Consider the following 15,444-nt stretch of genomic DNA (forward strand, 5'->3'; position numbering starts at 1 on the left):
AAAGAGGTTTGCAAGAATGTTGCCAAAAGGGACTTTCGTTTTAGGGGGCGCTGCGTCGGGGAAATCCGAATGGGCAGAAAACCTTACGCTCTCTTTTGATCAGCGAGCCGTCTATCTGGCAACAGGGCGCGCGCAAGATAGCGAAACCAGTGAGAAAGTCAGAATACATCAGGCGCGCCGCGATACGCGCTGGCAGACGATCGAAGAACCGCTGGAGCTTTCTCAGCCCCTTAGCGGCATAGACCCATCCACACCTGTTTTGATAGATTGCGCCACGATGTGGCTGAGCAATCATATGATGGCCGCTAGTGATTTATCCGTAGCAACAGATGCGCTGTTGGCAGGTTTACGCAGCTGCCCTGCGCCTTGGGTCATTGTATCAAACGAGGTTGGCCATGGCATTGTTCCCGACAATAAACTGGCCCGCCAGTTTCGCGACGCGCAAGGGCGCCTAAACCTTGCATTGGCAAGAGAAGCGGAGCTGGCCGTCCAAATCATCGCCGGTTTACCGCAGGTTTTAAAGGGAACATTGCCATGACCGTTTGGCATTGGGTGCGCCACGGGCCAACCCATGAAAAATCCTTTGTAGGATGGCGCGATGTTCCTGCTGATCTATCAGATATCACCATGATCGAACGCGTTCGCGGCCATCTGCCGCAAAAGGCGGTTATGGTCTCGTCCGATCTGATCCGCTCGGTCGCGACAGCCGATGCTTTGACAGGCCTCGCCCATACCCGCCTGCCCCATGAAAAGGATTTGCGCGAGATCGACTTTGGCGTTTGGGATGGCATGCGCTTTGACGCTGTTGCCGCGAGGGACCCCGAACTTAGCCGCGCTTTTTGGGAGAAACCCGGAGATATTGCGGCACCCGATGGGGAAAGCTGGAATCAAACGGCGGCTCGGGTTGATCGGGTTGTTGATCGCCTGTCGGCAGCCCACCCAGACACTCACATTATCGCCGTTGCCCATTTCGGCGTTATCCTTACCCAAGTTCAACGCGCCTCGGGCGTTTCGGCTTATGAAGCCATGTCGCATAAAATCGACAATATTTCTGTCACCACATTACACCACGCTGGCGGTGAACAATGGCGCGTTGAGCAAATCAATCACCTTCCGTGATATTTTTTCCAACGGTTTTGAATTTGCCCCGTTGGAACGATCTGCGTAACCTTCGCGCATGACATATGATCTTTTTATTGGCGACCGCACATTTTCAAGCTGGTCTTTGCGCGGCTGGCTCATGCTGCAAAAATTTAACCTTCCTTTTGAGGAACATCTGGTCGGCCTTTACGCTGGCACGATGGCCCAAGAGATGGAGCCCTTGGCGCCAGCACGACTGGTTCCTGCGCTAAGGACACCTCAGGGGGATGTGATCGGTGAAAGCCTTGCCATGGCCGAGACATTGGCCGAACGCCACCCACAGGCGCAGATGTGGCCAGCTGACGCCTCTGCCCGTAGCCGCGCGCGGTGGTTAAGTGCGGAGATGACGGCAAGCTTCAATGCTTTACGCGGTGATTGCCCTATGCAGCTGGCACATGTTGATGTGGACTTCAAACCCTCCGACGCCGTTCTAACCGATCTGGCACGGATCGAAACCCTTTGGGCATTCGCGCGTGAAAAAGCTGTGGAGGGGCCATGGCTCTTTGGGGCTTACTCCTTGGCGGATGCCTTTTATGCCCCTGTTTGTGCACGCATAATCGGTTACAACCTACCTGTTTCCGACACTGCGCGGGCCTATTGCATGACCACGCTATCAGACCCTGCGTTTCAACACTGGCGCGCCGAGGGGCTAAAGGTCAGCTATGATCCGTTCCCTTACGCCCCTGTTGGAAAGACAGCGGAATGGCCAGCGTAAGCCGTTAACCTTTCTTAAAGAATCAATACCCTAACATTAACACTATGTTGGGTTAGGATTCGGGACATGGTTACTCGCGCTTATGGCGTTGCGTTTCAAGGGGTTGAGGCACGGCTTGTCGAAGTTCAATGCGCCGTCACACCCGGCCTACCAGCGTTTTCAATCGTCGGGCTTCCCGACAAGGCAGTTTCCGAAGCGCGTGATCGGGTCAGAACGGCCCTAACTTCGATGGCGATTGCGTTGCCCTCCAAACGCATCACCATCAACCTCAGCCCCGCTGACCTGCCAAAGGAAGGCAGCCATTTCGACCTGCCCATCGCCATCGCGTTGCTGGCTGCTCTTGAGATTTTGCCCGCTGATGTAGTGGAAACTGTCGTTGCATTGGGTGAACTTTCACTGGATGGCTCTCTCGTGCCCGTACTGGGCGCCCTTCCTGCGGCCATGGCCGCGGCACAGGCCGAACGCAGCCTTCTGTGCCCCGCAGGTTCAGGGGCCGAAGCCGCGTGGGTAAACGCCTGCCAAGTGATTGCACCAAACTCTTTGGGTGATGTTGTACGGCATTACACCGGCCAAGTTCCCTTGCAACCTGCCGAGGCGGGCGAGGTCCTGCTACCGGATCATTCCCGTGACCTACGCGAAGTTAAGGGGCAAGAACGCGCAAAACGCGCGATGGAGGTCGCCGCAGCAGGACGACACCACTTTATGATGGTCGGAACGCCGGGTTCCGGCAAATCCATGCTAGCCGCCCGCCTGCCAAGCATCCTGCCCCCCTTAACCGCTGCCGAAGCCCTCGGGACGTCGATGATCCATTCGATTGCAGGCCTATTGGACGAAGGAGGCATCAGCCGCAGCCGCCCCTTTCGCGAACCGCATCACACGGCCTCTATGGCGTCGATCATCGGGGGCGGGCGCAATGCCAAACCCGGTGAGGTAAGTCTGGCCCATAACGGCGTTCTGTTTATGGATGAGTTTCCTGAATTTGCGCGCAATGTTTTAGAAACCCTTCGCCAACCCATCGAAACCGGAGAAGTCATGATCTCGCGGGCGAACGCGCATGTTAAATACCCCTGCAAATTCATGTTGGTCGCCGCGGCTAACCCGTGCAAATGCGGATACCTACCCGATCCTGCGCGAGCCTGCGCGCGCGTCCCCGCCTGCGGAGAAGATTATCTGGGCAGGATTTCTGGCCCTCTTATGGATCGCTTTGATATCCGCGTTGATGTTCCGCCAGTTTCATACACAGACCTTGATCTACCCGCTTCGGGGGAAAGCTCGGCTGATGTCGGCGCACGGGTAAAAGCTGCACGGGATCTGCAAGAGATGCGGTTTACCGGCTACAAAAATGTCTCATGCAATGCGGATGCAGAGGGCGATTTATTGGAACAAATCTCGGCCCCAGATCAAGAAGGCCGCGATCTGCTGTTGCGCGCGGCCGAACGTTTCAATCTATCAGCGCGGGGTTATCACCGCGTTCTGCGTGTCGCCCGAACGATTGCGGATTTAGAGGCATCCGAATTGGTTCGAAAACCGCACATCGCTGAGGCTGTCAGCTTTAGGCTTCCCAGTTTTGCTGTTGCCTGATCCACTTTGACAGATTGTCGAGAGTTTGCCGCCCCTCTGGCAAAACATTGTGAAACAAAGGCCAAACGTGGGGCAAATCGTTTTCGACGGTTAGCTCAGTCTTGACACCTTGGCCTTTCAACCGCTCCGCGAGGCGGCGGGCATCATCATACAGAATTTCGGTATCGCCAACTGTAATCCAAGCGGGAGGAGAGCCGTTGAAGTCGCCGAATAAGGGGCTAACGCTGGGGTTATCAGCAGGGGCACCTTGTAGGAATAGCGTTGCCATCTCTGCTGCCCGCTCTGCCGGAAGGACCACATCACGATCCGCGTTCTCACCTAGGCTGGCGCCCGAAAATGTAAGGTCAGTTAAGGGAGAAAACCCAAAAACAGCACCGGGCAAGGCTGCCCCCTCAGCGAGAAGTGTCGCAACCAATCCAAACGCCAACGCACCACCGGCACTATCGCCACCGATCACCACATTTTCCGGTTTCACACCCTCTGCCAGCAAACCATTCCAAACAGCACGAATATCATCCGGTGCCGCAGGATAGTTGCCCTCGGGCGCCAAGCGATAACGCGGCAAAACGGCCCATGCCCCTAGCCGTTTAACAAGCTGCCCGACGAGCGCACTGTGAGTGTCAGGGCTTCCGAAAACGAACCCTCCCCCGTGAATATAAAAGATGATCCGATCGGGGTTTTCGTGTCGCGCGGCGATTCTTTTGCAATCGACACCCCCAAAGCTGACCCAGCTTTGGGAGGTTCCGCGCGGCGCGTGAAAGAAAAGCCGCGCTTGTAACTCCAAAGCACGTCGCAGAGTTGCTGGCGATCCGTTTCGTAGCCGCCGTTTTTCAACAGCGCGCAACCAGCGGTTCAACAAGCTCTGCGTGAAACTCATGCGCGTTTGGCCTCGATCACTTCCCAGATTTTTTCGGCGATGTTCACACCATCAAAACGTTCAAGTTCCTGAATGCCTGTGGGCGATGTCACGTTGATTTCGGTGAGGTAATCGCCAATCACGTCAATCCCCACAAAGACCTGACCTTTTTCTTTCAACAGGCCACCGATCCGCGCACAAATCTCTTGATCGCGCTCTGTTAGACCCACTTTTTCAGGGCGCCCGCCTACATGCATATTTGATCGGGTCTCCCCCTCGGCTGGCACACGGTTAATTGCACCAACAGCTTCGCCATCAACAAGAATGACACGTTTGTCGCCCTTGGAAACGTCTGGCAGGAATTTTTGTACAATGAGCGGCTCTCGTGAGAAGCCTGTGAACAACTCATGCAAGGAACTAAGGTTGCGGTCATCACGGGTGAGCTTGAAAACACCAGCCCCGCCATTTCCATAAAGCGGTTTTAGAATCACATCGCCATGCTTGGCCTTGAATTCCTTGATCGTCTCCAAATCACGCGCGATGGTTGTCGGCGGAGTGAGGTCAGGAAAATCCAGAACCAATAGTTTCTCAGGGTAGTTCCGAACCCAAAATGGATTATTCACGACCAGTGTAGTATCCGCAATCCGATCCAACAAATGCGTACTGGTGATGTAGTGCATATCAAACGGGGGGTCTTGGCGCAGCCAAACAACATCAAAATCACCGAGATCTACTTCGCGAAGCTCACCCAAGACTGCAGGATCACCCGCAACCCGCTGAACAGTCATATCATGTCCACGTGCAGTGATCCGCCCCTCTTGATAGGCAAGATGGTCTGGCGTGTAGAAGAAAAGTGAATGTCCGCGCGCCTGCGCTTCCTCCGCCAAACGAAAGCTGCTGTCGGCATTGATATCTACGGCCCCGATGGGGTCCATTTGAAAGGCGATTTTCATGGGCTATTCCTTGCTGTTGTCATCTTGATGACAAAGCAAGCGCCTAGGCGCAATGCCCTCTAGCCATGGCCAAAGGCATTTTCAATAATTTGTGTCTCACCGTGTGAATTAACAAGAGCGACATCAAATCGGGATTCCGTAAGGGCCCCCAAGGGCTGTCGCCCTAAATATTCAGCAGCTGACCGATAGATCCGTTTCATTTGGGCCAAAGAGATACGCAAAGCCGCTTGTTCAAAACTTTTGCTCTTTTTCACCTCAACAAAAATCAGGCCATCGCCATCTTTAGCGATCAGGTCAATTTCGCCACCTTTTCCGCGCCACCTGTGACCCACAATCGCATGCCCTCGGCGTTGATAGTCCTGCGCGACACTCTGCTCCGCGGCCAAACCAGCATGATATGCAACAGCACCTTGGTGATTTTTCCTTTTCGAGCCTTGCATCCCAATCAACCTTTTTCTTTGTTCAACCCTAGAGCAGCTTGATAGACTTGGCGACGCGGTAGCGCGTGCGCTTTTGCAACCAGATCAACAGCATCACGCATCGAATGGCTGTCCAATGCTGTTAATAGCGAGGTTTCTAAATCATCAGAGTTAACAGTTTCTAACTCGCCACGATCAATAAGGACGACGACTTCACCTTTTGGAGGTTTTGAGGCGTATAATTCGGCAAGTTCCGTCAAAGACCCTCGCCGGATTTCTTCGAATTTTTTGGTTAGTTCACGGCACACGGCTGCTGGACGGTCTCCCCCCAAGGCTTTCTTGGCGTCAGCCAGCATCGCACCCAACCGTTTTGGCGATTCGTAAAAAACCAGTGTCGCACGGACATCTCTAAGGCTTTCCAACGCCGTTAGGCGAGCAGCTTTAGCATTGGGTAAAAAACCAGCAAAATGAAAAGAATCGGTCGGCAACCCGCCGAGCGCAAGCGCTGTCAAAACCGCTGAAGGGCCAGGTGCGCAGGTCACAGCCACCCCTTCCAAAGCAGCGGCACGCGACAATTCAAACCCTGGATCGGCGATCAACGGCATCCCCGCTTCGGAAGCGTAAGCAACTGATTTACCGTCCTTTACTGCGTCAATTAGACGCTTCACCGCCCCATCACCCGAGTGATCGTGCAGTGCTGTAATTTTGCGCCCGTTCAGAGCGATCCCGTGAATATCCATCAGCTTGAGAAGACTGCGCGTATCCTCGGCAGCCAATAAATCTGCACTAGCCAACACGTCTAATGCCCTAAGGGTGATGTCACGGGCTGTGCCTATTGGGACACCTACAAAAATTATACCGGGTGCTAAGTTCTGCTTATGGATATTCAACGCTGGACCCGATCCTTGGACACGATATGATTGCGACAATTCTAGTGCAGGCAGATGCCTGCACCATTGTCTGGGGAGTACCGTTACCATGTTTGCCTTATTACGCACCATCCGAAAGCCCATTCGGTTGCTGATGCTGCCGATCTTTGCGATTCTACTGTCTGCTTGTGATCCTGCCGCCTTGGGCGGTTTAGGTGGCAACATCGGGCCAAAGATCGATCCAAACGCTCCGGTACCTGTTGCTTTGCTGATTCCACGCGGGGGCACCGCATCAGACAACCTTCTTGCAAAAAACCTTGAGAATGCTGCGCGATTGGCCATTCGTGATCTAGACGGCGTTCAAATTGATCTGCGGGTCTATGGAACGGCTGGCAAAGCAAGCACTGCAGCCACGGCCGCATCCCAAGCCGTTGCTGATGGTGCCAAAATCATTTTGGGGCCTGTCTATGGTGAAGCGGCGAATGCAGCTGGCGTTGCTGTAGCGGAAGCTGGCGTTAACGTCTTGTCCTTTTCCAACAACACAACAATCGCCGGCGGCAATGTTTTTGTCTTAGGGCCAACATTTAACAACACAGCTAATCGTCTGGTGAGCTATGCCAAACGCTCGGGCAAAGACAAAATTGTCGTCCTTCACGCCAACAACATCGGCGGCCAACTTGGCCGTAACGCCATTCAACAGGCCGTTGCAGCTAACGGCGCGACATTGGCCGGCAACGTTGAATACGCCCTGAGTCAGGAAGCCGTGCGTGCAGCCGTTCCAAAAGTGAAAGCGATGATGGCAAGCTCGGGGGCGAACGCGCTATTTATGACCGCGAATTCCTCAACTGCCCTGCCGCTGCTTTCTGATCTGCTGCCAAGCGCAGGTATCACAAACGATACATCCCAGTTCATCGGCCTGACCCGTTGGGATGTTCCTGCGCAGACTCTCGCTTTGCCTGGCATTCAGGGTGGCTGGTTTGCATTGCCCGATCCTGGCGCTACAGCGGCCTTTGCCTCTCGCTATAATGCGTCCTACGGGGACCGCCCATTAGATATTGCCGGGCTGGCATTTGACGGTATTGCCGCAATCGGCTCGCTGGTGAAAAGCGGCAAGAAGAACGCTCTGACAGGTGCCGCTCTGACGCAGGGTGCAGGCTTTAAGGGCGCCAATGGCATTTTCCGCTTGCTATCGGATGGTACAAACCAACGCGGTCTGGCTGTTGCTACGATCCGTAACAAACAGGTTGTTCTGCTCGAAGCTGCTCCCAAAGCCTTTGGCGGCGCAGGCTTCTGAGCGCGCTTGTGAGCAACCAAGACAACAAAAGCTCAACCGAGGCCCGTAAACCTCGGTTGAGCGCTGCCGCGTCTGATATCTACGATCACGAAGCTATCGACGCACAAATCGCGCAGGCCGCATCCGCGAATAATGATCCAGCCGCGATTCGCTCCGAAACTGTGAAAATTCTGCAAGGCGTCCAAAAAAACGGCCGTAGTATTATTGCCGAAGCTTTTGCGAAAAATCCGTTTGATGCTGAGGCCATGACGGCCTCTTACACCTATCTAACGGACGGGATGGTGAAATCCGTTCTCAAGGTCGCCACCAGCCACCTTCACCCCCCTGAAAAAAACGCCGATCCGCTGAGTGTGATTGGCGTGGGCGGGTATGGGCGCGGTGAAATGGCCCCTTTTTCCGATGTGGACCTTTTATTCTTAGTACCAGCCAAGATCACCCCATGGGCAAGCAGCGTCATCGAAACCATGCTCTACATGCTTTGGGATCTTAAGCTGAAGGTTGGTCACTCTAGCCGCACCATTCGTGATTGCGTGCAACTGGCTAACGAGGATTTCACAATCCAGACCGCCCTTTTAGAGCAACGCTATATTTGTGGTGACCAGCCGTTAGCCCAGAAATTGGATAACACGCTAAAGCGCGATTTGTTCTCGGGATCGGGGCGCGAATTCATCGAAGCAAAACTGGCAGAACGCGACGCCCGCCACCTAAAGCAGGGCCAACGCTATGTTGTTGAGCCAAACGTTAAGGAAGGCAAAGGCGGCTTGCGCGATCTACAATCGCTGTTTTGGATCGCAAAATACATCCACAAAGTGGAAGATGCTGGCGATCTGGTCGACGCTGGTGTCTTCAGCGCCGATGAATACCAGACCTTTAGTGAGGCCGAGAATTTCCTCTGGGCTGTCCGTGGTCACCTTCACCTTCTCAGCAATCGTGCAGCCGAACAACTGACCTTTGACATGCAAGTCAGCGTTGCCGAAGCCATGAATTATGAAGATCGCGAAGGGCGCCGCGGCGTCGAAGTCTTTATGCAGGCGTTTTTCCGGCATGCGACTGTTGTGGGTGATTTGACCCGTATCTTCCTCACCAAACTGGAAGATATGCATGTCAAATCCGAACCCTTGTTAGAGCGTCTTTTCCGGCGCAAACCTCGGGTCAAAAAGGGGTATTCAGTCACCCATAACCGCATTTCGATCCCCGATACTGATACCTTCCTTAGTGATCCCATAAACCTGCTGCGCCTGTTCGAAGAAGCCCTGCGCACAGGCATGCTGATACACCCAGATGCGATGCGCACCGTAAAAGCGAACCTTCATTTAATCGACGATAAGGTCCGCAATACCCCCGAGGCCCAGCGCATTTTCCTTGATCTATTGCTGAAACACGGCAATCCGGAACGCGCATTGCGTCGTATGAATGAACTGGGTGTTCTTTCCGCGTTTATTCCTGAATTCGAACCGATTGTGGCGATGATGCAATTCAATATGTATCACAGCTATACGGTTGATGAGCACACGATCCAGACCATCGCAAACCTTGCGATGATCGAAAAGAACGAGCTGGAAGAAGAGCTGCCTGTGGCCTCTTCGATCCTCGCACGTGGGGTGAACCGCAAAATTCTATATGTTGCCCTGCTCTTGCATGATATCGGCAAAGGCCGCCGCGAAGACCATTCGGTCCTTGGTGCGCAGATCGTCCGCAAGGTTGCGCCGCGGCTTGGGTTAAAGCAAGACGAAGTTGACACCGTTGAATGGCTGGTCCGCTATCACCTGTTGATGTCGGATATGGCGCAAAAACGGGATATCGCAGATCCGCGAACAGTTCGGGATTTTGCCAAGGCGGTTCAAACGGTCAAGCGGCTCGATTTACTTTGTGTGCTGACGGTCTGTGACATTCGGGGCGTTGGCCCTGATACATGGAACAACTGGAAGGCTGTTTTGATCCGTGCGCTGTATCGCCAAACCGAACGTGCGCTGGAAACGGGTCTCGAAGATCTGAACCGCCAGAACCGTGGAACCGAGGCGAAAAAGGCGCTGCGCGAAGCTTTGCCAGATTGGCCGAAGAAAGCGCTCAAGGAAGAAACCTCCCGATATTACGATCCGTATTGGCAGGGGCTGCATGTTACCGCCCATGTGGCGTTTGCAAAGATGTTCCGTGATATCGACGAGAGTGTCATCAATATTGATCTGCACCCCGACGAAGACCGCGACGCGACCCGCGCCTGTTTCGTTATGCCTGATCACCACGGTATCTTTAGCCGCCTCACGGGCGCTTTGGCTTTGGTGGGGGCGAATGTCGTTGATGCGCGCAGTTATACAACCAAAGACGGCTATGTGACCGATGCGTTCTGGATTCAGGATGCAGATGGCAATGCCTATGAGGCCTCAAAACTGCCCCGACTGCGCCAGATGATCGAGAAAACACTGCTGGGCGAGGTGATCGCGCGCGATGCGCTTAAATCCCGTGACAAGGTCAAAAAGCGCGAGAAAGCGTTCAGGGTTCCGACCTCGATCAGCTTTGATAACGAAGGCTCAGAGATTTATACAATCATCGAAGTCGATACACGCGATCGGCCGGGCCTATTGTATGATTTGGCACGTACCCTAGCCGACATGAACGTCTATATCGCCAACGCAGTTATCGCGACCTACGGCGAACAGGTTGTCGATACCTTCTATGTAAAAGACATGTTCGGGCTAAAGTACCACTCGGAAAGCAAACAAAAAACACTAGAGAAAAAGCTGCGCCAAGCCATCACAGAGGGTGTCGAGCGCGCTGACCACTAGCCCTGCGCACACACAGCTGCTGATTGGTTGGGCGGGGTTTAACCGACAGGGGATTGCGTTAACGCTAAGGCGCAGAGGCAAAAGACATTTGCACTGGCCGCATGCAATCGCTACGCCACAGTGTATTCGGAACAAAAGGCACACAGACCATGAAACCTATCCGCCTGATGACCGGCTTTTTCACCGTAGGTGTTTGGACCCTGCTAAGCCGCGTTCTGGGCTTTATCCGCGAAGTCATGATCCTGTCTTTGATCGGGCCTGGTCCGATGATGGATGCATTTGTTGCGGCGTTTCGTCTGCCCAATATGTTTCGCCGTTTCTTTGCCGAAGGGGCGTTTAACGCGGCCTTTGTCCCGATGTTTTCCAAACGGCTTGAAGGAAACGAAGGCGCGCCCGAGTTTGCGCAAAACGCCTTTGCGGGGTTATTCTTTGTTGTGACCGTTCTGACGGCCTTGGGCATGGTGTTTATGCCTGGGCTGGTATGGCTCACCGCTGAAGGGTTTTCGCAGGATGGCCGTTTTGATGTAACCGTCGACTTTGGGCGCATAGTCTTTCCCTACATCTTGTTCATGTCCTTGTCGGCCTTGTTCTCGGGTATCTTAAACGCCACGGGGCGTTTTGCGGTTGCTGCTGCGGCGCCTGTTTTGCTGAATATCTTTGTCATCTCGGCCCTAACCATTGCCGCGCTCACGGGAAGTGAAGCGATCAACTGGTTGATCTGGGCTATTCCAGTTGCGGGGATGGCGCAGCTGGCACTTACGTGGCGTGCGGCCTCTCAGGCGGGGTTTTCCTTGCGGCCCAAACGCCCGCGCTGGAACAAAGATATGCGCGACCTTGTCGTCATCGCCCTGCCCGCGGCGCTGGCCTCGGGTGTGATGCAGATCAACCTTGTGGTGGGGCAATTGGTTGCCTCGCAATATGAAAACGCGGTGAGCTGGCTTTTTGCTGCGGATCGCCTTTATCAGCTTCCATTGGGTGTTGTGGGGATCGCGGTTGGGATTGTCCTGCTGCCTGACCTGTCCCGCCGCCTACGCGCAGGCGATGACGCAGGCGCGCAAACCGCCCTTAGCCGCGCGGCTGAGATTTCTCTGGCGCTGACCATCCCTTCAGCCGTTGCGTTGATGGTAATCCCCCTCACGCTGGTGTCGGTTTTGTTTGAGCGCGGCGCCTCTGGCACGGATGACAGCGCAGCCATCGCAACCGCTGTGATGATCTATGGTCTTGGCCTACCCGCGTTTGTACTGCAAAAAATTGTGCAGCCCTTGTATTTCGCACGTGAAGACACGCGCCGCCCCTTCTATTTCGCTTTGGTTGCGATGGTCATTAATGCTGGCCTTGCTGTGGGGCTGGCGCCCCTTGCTGACTGGCTTGCCCCAGCAATTGCCGCCACGGTTGCGGGTTGGGCAATGTATGGTCTTTTGGCCCTCGGTGCGCGTGGGTTCGGAGAAGCGGCCCGCGTCGATGCCCGTTTTCGAAATCGCATTTGGCGCATTGTCGCCGCATCCGTGCTGATGGGCATCGCGCTGTGGTTCCTTAATACCCAGCTGACACCATTGCTTTCGCTCCCGTGGTGGCGCGGCATTGGGTTGCTGATCCTGCTGACCATCGGGGCTATCGTCTATTTCGGCAGCGGTCAGATGTTGGGCGCGTTCAAATTGGCCGAATTCAAAGCCGCGATGCGCAGAGGCCGCTAACGCTGGCGCATTTTGCGCAGGATGCGTGCCCATTCACCGGGCGCGCAAAGGAAGCTTAGAAAGAATCCGCAAACAAACCCCGAAAACTCGGCAACCCAACCATAGCCAACCGATGAAAACAGGCTCCAAACCAGTTGCAGCCCCATGAGCATCGCAATCAAGCTAAAGGCCTGCATTTGTTGACCACCCGTTGCGCCTAACCTGCGCCACATCAAAAAGCTGTATCCGCCAATCAGGCCATAGACGGAAGGGTAAGCCCCAACCAGCCAAACGGGATCGTCCAACAGCAACGCATAAACCAGCGCTCCGCCGATCCCAGACATGACAAAGAGGAAAACCATGGCAAATGGGCCCATGACTTCGGCGGCGAGCTTGCCCAGCGCCAACATCAGGACAATCGCGATCAACGCGTGGGTAAAGCTAAGGTGGATAAACGGATAGGTTACAAACCGCGCTAAATGTTCTGGTGCCCAATAGCCTTGCGCCAGCATGGCATCAAACAAGTCGCCCGAAAAACCCCAGTCGCGGACCAGCCCCAGCCGCCAGCCAATAGCCTCTGGCCCACCGACCAAACCTGCCTCGGCCGCGGTCAGTGTGAGTTCGATCCCCGCCATGATCAGAAACAAGATCACAACAACAACTGGCATAGCGTTAAAGGGGGATTCAAATTCGGTTTCGTGCTCATCTGACATAGGTCGGCCTTTAGGTCTGGTTGACGGGACGTGGTGCCATGGGTAAGCCCAACACAACAGCATATCCAGCCCCAACCGGAGCATCCCATGACCGAGACCACATTCACCCCCCGCGTCTTTTCAGGTATCCAGCCCTCTGGTGGCCTGACTTTGGGGAATTATCTGGGCGCAATTAAACGATTTGTGGACATGCAGGATCAGGGTGACTTCCAGACCGTCTATTGCATGGTTGATCTACATGCGATCACAGCCAAGCTGCTGGACCCTGCGACCTTGCGCCACAATACCCGCGAATTGGCGGCGGGCTTTATCGCCTCTGGCATCTCGCCCGAGAAATCCATCTTGATCAACCAATCCCAAGTGCCCGAGCACGCCCAGCTTGCGTGGATATTCAACTGCGTTGCGCGCATGGGCTGGATGGGGCGCATGACCCAGTGGAAAGACAAGTCTGGCAAAAACGCCGAGGCCGCCTCTCTTGGGCTATTTGCCTACCCTGCGTTGATGGCCGCAGACATCCTGATTTACCACGCCACGCACGTGCCAGTGGGCGAGGACCAGAAACAGCACCTAGAGCTGACGCGCGATATCGCCGCGAAATTCAACCATGACTACGGCGTTGATTTCTTTCCAATCACCGAACCCGTGATCGAAGGCGCGGCAACGCGTGTGATGTCACTGCGGGATGGCTCAAAGAAGATGTCGAAATCTGATCCGTCAGATGCAAGCCGCATCAACATGACCGATGATGCAGACACCATCGCCAAGAAAATCCGCAAGGCCAAGACAGATCCAGATGCCCTGCCCTCGGAAGTGGACGGTCTGAAGGACCGCCCAGATGCGCGCAATCTGGTAAACATCTATGCTGCGCTGAACGAGCAAACCGTTGAACAGGCCTTGGCTGATGTTGGCGGCCAGCAGTTTGGCACGTTCAAACCTGCCTTGGCAGAGCTGGCTGTGGCCAAACTGGCCCCGATCTCAACCGAGATGGCCCGCCTGATGAATGACCCTGCCGAAATTGATCGGCTACTGGCAAAAGGTGCCTTGCAAGCGCGTGAGATCACCGAGCCCGTTCTCAAGAAAACATATGAAATCGTTGGCATGGTGGGCTTTTAAGCCCAGCTGCTAAAGCCGTCATAAACTGGCGGCTTTTCTATTTGTTGGGCCTTTGCTGCGGATGGCGAACATCTGCATCGCTTTCGCGCTCCCGTGGCTGCGGGGCTGAAGCAATCCTGCCTTGGTAAGCGCCTGCTGCTCTGTTCCGGCTTTGGCCGTCGGGGCGGCTTATACCGTGGACATTTCCGCTCGGCTTTGCCACCCTTCGCGTAAAAGAGGGAGCGCAACATGGCGACAGGTTTTTTCTGGGATGAACGTACGTTTTGGCACGCGGGCGGAAACTATGCAGCGACCCTACCTTTGGGTGGGCTGGTTCAACCTCTGGCCGCGGGCGGGCTACCTGAAAGCGCTGAAACTAAAAGGCGCTTCAAGAATTTGATGGATGTGACAGGCCTATCCGCCGAACTGGATATGCGCAGCGCGCCTGCTGCCACTCACGAAGAGCTTTTGCGCGTTCACCCCGAAAGCTATCTGAGCAAGTTCAAACAGACCTCGGATAATGGCGGTGGCGAATTGGGGCACCACGCCCCCTTTGCGCAAGACGGTTATGAAATCGCCACCCTGTCTGCGGGTTTGGCAACCGCGGCGGTTCGCGCGGTCGCAAGTGGCGAGTTGGACAATGCCTATTCACTCAGCCGCCCCCCTGGCCACCACTGTGAACCTGATAAACCCATGGGGTTTTGCCTGCTGGCCAATATTGCCATCGCGGTAAATGCCGCGCAGGCCGAGGGACGGATCAAACGCGCTGCGATCCTTGACTGGGACGTTCATCATGGCAATGGCTCTGAGGCCGCGTTCTATGATCGCGACGACGTGCTAACCATTTCGCTGCACCAAGAGGGGAACTACCCCCCTACCAGCGGCAAGCTACATGATCGCGGGACTGGCGCTGGTGAGGGTTTTAATCTCAACCTCCCCCTTCCCGCTGGCACCGGACATGAAGGTTACTTGCACGCAATCGACACTGTGGTGATCCCCCAGATCAAAGCCTTTGCCCCCGATATGATCATAGTCGCTTGCGGTTACGATTGCGCAGCGCCCGATCCATTGGGGTCGATGCTGGCCATCGCGCAAACCTTTGGTGACATGACCGCACGGATCAAACAGGTCGCTGGCGAAGTCTGTGACGGCAAGATGGTGGTGGTCCATGAGGGTGGCTATTCCGAAGTATACGTGCCCTTCTGTGGTCACGCCGTGATGGAAGCCCTTAGCGGCAGCTCGATCAACGCCCCTGATCCCATGCACAAAAGCCTGACCATCCGCCAGCCGAACCCGCGTGTCGTAGCGTTCCAAAAAGAACTGATCGACGATTTAGCCAAAGAGTTGGACCTGTAA

General features: G+C 55.0%; 14 protein-coding genes. 9 read left to right on the plus strand and 5 right to left on the minus strand.

All coding sequences use genetic code 11. The features are described from left to right. Nucleotides 1–16 precede the first annotated feature (16 nt). From cobU to Z948_RS0105110, 4 genes are all read left to right on the plus strand, one after another. Complete coding sequence (gene cobU, locus Z948_RS0105095) at nucleotides 17–538, plus strand: bifunctional adenosylcobinamide kinase/adenosylcobinamide-phosphate guanylyltransferase (RefSeq protein WP_025058492.1); 522 nt, start codon at nucleotides 17–19, stop codon at nucleotides 536–538. Further along, nucleotides 535–1,119, plus strand: coding sequence for a histidine phosphatase family protein (locus Z948_RS0105100; RefSeq protein WP_025058493.1), 585 nt, complete (start codon nucleotides 535–537; stop codon nucleotides 1,117–1,119). Before cobU ends, Z948_RS0105100 begins: the two co-directional genes overlap by 4 nt. A gap of 58 nt (nucleotides 1,120–1,177) precedes the next feature. Beyond that, nucleotides 1,178–1,855: a glutathione S-transferase gene (locus Z948_RS0105105; RefSeq protein ID WP_025058494.1), complete on the plus strand. Its 678-nt coding sequence runs from the start codon at nucleotides 1,178–1,180 to the stop codon at nucleotides 1,853–1,855. A 66-nt stretch (nucleotides 1,856–1,921) separates the two neighbouring features. Next, on the plus strand, nucleotides 1,922–3,436 hold the full coding sequence (locus tag Z948_RS0105110) for a YifB family Mg chelatase-like AAA ATPase (RefSeq protein ID WP_025058495.1): 1,515 nt from the start codon (nucleotides 1,922–1,924) through the stop codon (nucleotides 3,434–3,436). Here the strand turns inward: Z948_RS0105110 and Z948_RS0105115 are convergent. Genes Z948_RS0105115 through rsmI form a run of 4 tightly spaced genes read right to left on the minus strand, consistent with a single transcriptional unit; the run spans nucleotide 3,408 to nucleotide 6,554 of the window. Continuing rightward, entirely contained in the window at nucleotides 3,408–4,313 is a 906-nt protein-coding gene (locus tag Z948_RS0105115) for an alpha/beta hydrolase (RefSeq protein WP_025058496.1), read from the minus strand. The genes Z948_RS0105110 and Z948_RS0105115 overlap by 29 nt on opposite strands. Then, nucleotides 4,310–5,245, minus strand: coding sequence for a glutathione synthase (gshB, locus tag Z948_RS0105120; RefSeq protein ID WP_025058497.1), 936 nt, complete (start codon nucleotides 5,243–5,245; stop codon nucleotides 4,310–4,312). The genes Z948_RS0105115 and gshB overlap by 4 nt, the downstream gene beginning before the upstream one ends. Before the next feature lie 59 nt (nucleotides 5,246–5,304). Further along, the gene (locus tag Z948_RS0105125) at nucleotides 5,305–5,685 is read right to left on the minus strand and encodes a YraN family protein (RefSeq protein ID WP_025058498.1); all 381 of its coding nucleotides are present in this window, start codon (nucleotides 5,683–5,685) and stop codon (nucleotides 5,305–5,307) included. A gap of 5 nt (nucleotides 5,686–5,690) precedes the next feature. After that, nucleotides 5,691–6,554, minus strand: coding sequence for a 16S rRNA (cytidine(1402)-2'-O)-methyltransferase (rsmI, locus tag Z948_RS0105130; RefSeq protein WP_025058499.1), 864 nt, complete (start codon nucleotides 6,552–6,554; stop codon nucleotides 5,691–5,693). A gap of 88 nt (nucleotides 6,555–6,642) precedes the next feature. On the opposite strand from rsmI, the gene Z948_RS0105135 reads away from it, so the two are divergent. From Z948_RS0105135 to murJ, 3 genes are all read left to right on the plus strand, one after another. Continuing rightward, nucleotides 6,643–7,827, plus strand: coding sequence for an ABC transporter substrate-binding protein (locus Z948_RS0105135; protein ID WP_025058500.1), 1,185 nt, complete (start codon nucleotides 6,643–6,645; stop codon nucleotides 7,825–7,827). Nucleotides 7,828–7,835: 8 nt separating this feature from the next. After that, a complete protein-coding gene (locus Z948_RS0105140; protein ID WP_025058501.1) occupies nucleotides 7,836–10,610 on the plus strand; it encodes a [protein-PII] uridylyltransferase in 2,775 nt (924 codons plus the stop codon). Nucleotides 10,611–10,759: 149 nt separating this feature from the next. Next, a complete protein-coding gene (gene murJ / locus Z948_RS0105145) occupies nucleotides 10,760–12,304 on the plus strand; it encodes a murein biosynthesis integral membrane protein MurJ (protein WP_025058502.1) in 1,545 nt (514 codons plus the stop codon). On the opposite strand, the gene Z948_RS0105150 is transcribed toward murJ, so the two are convergent. Then, on the minus strand, nucleotides 12,301–12,996 hold the full coding sequence (locus Z948_RS0105150) for a rhomboid family intramembrane serine protease (RefSeq protein WP_025058503.1): 696 nt from the start codon (nucleotides 12,994–12,996) through the stop codon (nucleotides 12,301–12,303). The two genes, murJ and Z948_RS0105150, sit on opposite strands and share 4 nt — an antisense overlap. An 87-nt stretch (nucleotides 12,997–13,083) precedes the next feature. Here Z948_RS0105150 and trpS point away from each other — a divergent pair, with 87 nt between their 5' ends. Together trpS and Z948_RS0105160 are read left to right on the plus strand one after the other, a co-directional pair. Then, nucleotides 13,084–14,109 (plus strand): tryptophan--tRNA ligase, encoded by a 1,026-nt coding sequence (gene trpS, locus Z948_RS0105155; protein ID WP_025058504.1) that lies wholly within the window; start codon nucleotides 13,084–13,086, stop codon nucleotides 14,107–14,109. Between the two features lie 228 nt (nucleotides 14,110–14,337). Beyond that, nucleotides 14,338–15,444, plus strand: coding sequence for a class II histone deacetylase (locus Z948_RS0105160; RefSeq protein ID WP_025058505.1), 1,107 nt, complete (start codon nucleotides 14,338–14,340; stop codon nucleotides 15,442–15,444).

This window comes from Sulfitobacter donghicola DSW-25 = KCTC 12864 = JCM 14565, from assembly GCF_000622405.1.
GTDB lineage: Bacteria > Pseudomonadota > Alphaproteobacteria > Rhodobacterales > Rhodobacteraceae > Sulfitobacter > Sulfitobacter donghicola.

Excerpts from the sequence above, each read along its gene's own strand:
- Z948_RS0105135 (WP_025058500.1), top strand. The coding sequence starts at position 6,643 with ATGTTTGCCTTATTACGCACCATCCGAAAGCCCATTCGGTTGCTGATG.
- murJ (WP_025058502.1), top strand. The coding sequence starts at position 10,760 with ATGAAACCTATCCGCCTGATGACCGGCTTTTTCACCGTAGGTGTTTGG.
- gshB (WP_025058497.1), bottom strand. The coding sequence starts at position 5,245 with ATGAAAATCGCCTTTCAAATGGACCCCATCGGGGCCGTAGATATCAAT.
- Z948_RS0105105 (WP_025058494.1), top strand. The coding sequence starts at position 1,178 with ATGACATATGATCTTTTTATTGGCGACCGCACATTTTCAAGCTGGTCT.
- trpS (WP_025058504.1), top strand. The coding sequence starts at position 13,084 with ATGACCGAGACCACATTCACCCCCCGCGTCTTTTCAGGTATCCAGCCC.
- Z948_RS0105125 (WP_025058498.1), bottom strand. The coding sequence starts at position 5,685 with ATGCAAGGCTCGAAAAGGAAAAATCACCAAGGTGCTGTTGCATATCAT.
- Z948_RS0105160 (WP_025058505.1), top strand. The coding sequence starts at position 14,338 with ATGGCGACAGGTTTTTTCTGGGATGAACGTACGTTTTGGCACGCGGGC.
- Z948_RS0105150 (WP_025058503.1), bottom strand. The coding sequence starts at position 12,996 with ATGTCAGATGAGCACGAAACCGAATTTGAATCCCCCTTTAACGCTATG.
- Z948_RS0105115 (WP_025058496.1), bottom strand. The coding sequence starts at position 4,313 with ATGAGTTTCACGCAGAGCTTGTTGAACCGCTGGTTGCGCGCTGTTGAA.
- Z948_RS0105110 (WP_025058495.1), top strand. The coding sequence starts at position 1,922 with ATGGTTACTCGCGCTTATGGCGTTGCGTTTCAAGGGGTTGAGGCACGG.
- Z948_RS0105100 (WP_025058493.1), top strand. The coding sequence starts at position 535 with ATGACCGTTTGGCATTGGGTGCGCCACGGGCCAACCCATGAAAAATCC.
- cobU (WP_025058492.1), top strand. The coding sequence starts at position 17 with ATGTTGCCAAAAGGGACTTTCGTTTTAGGGGGCGCTGCGTCGGGGAAA.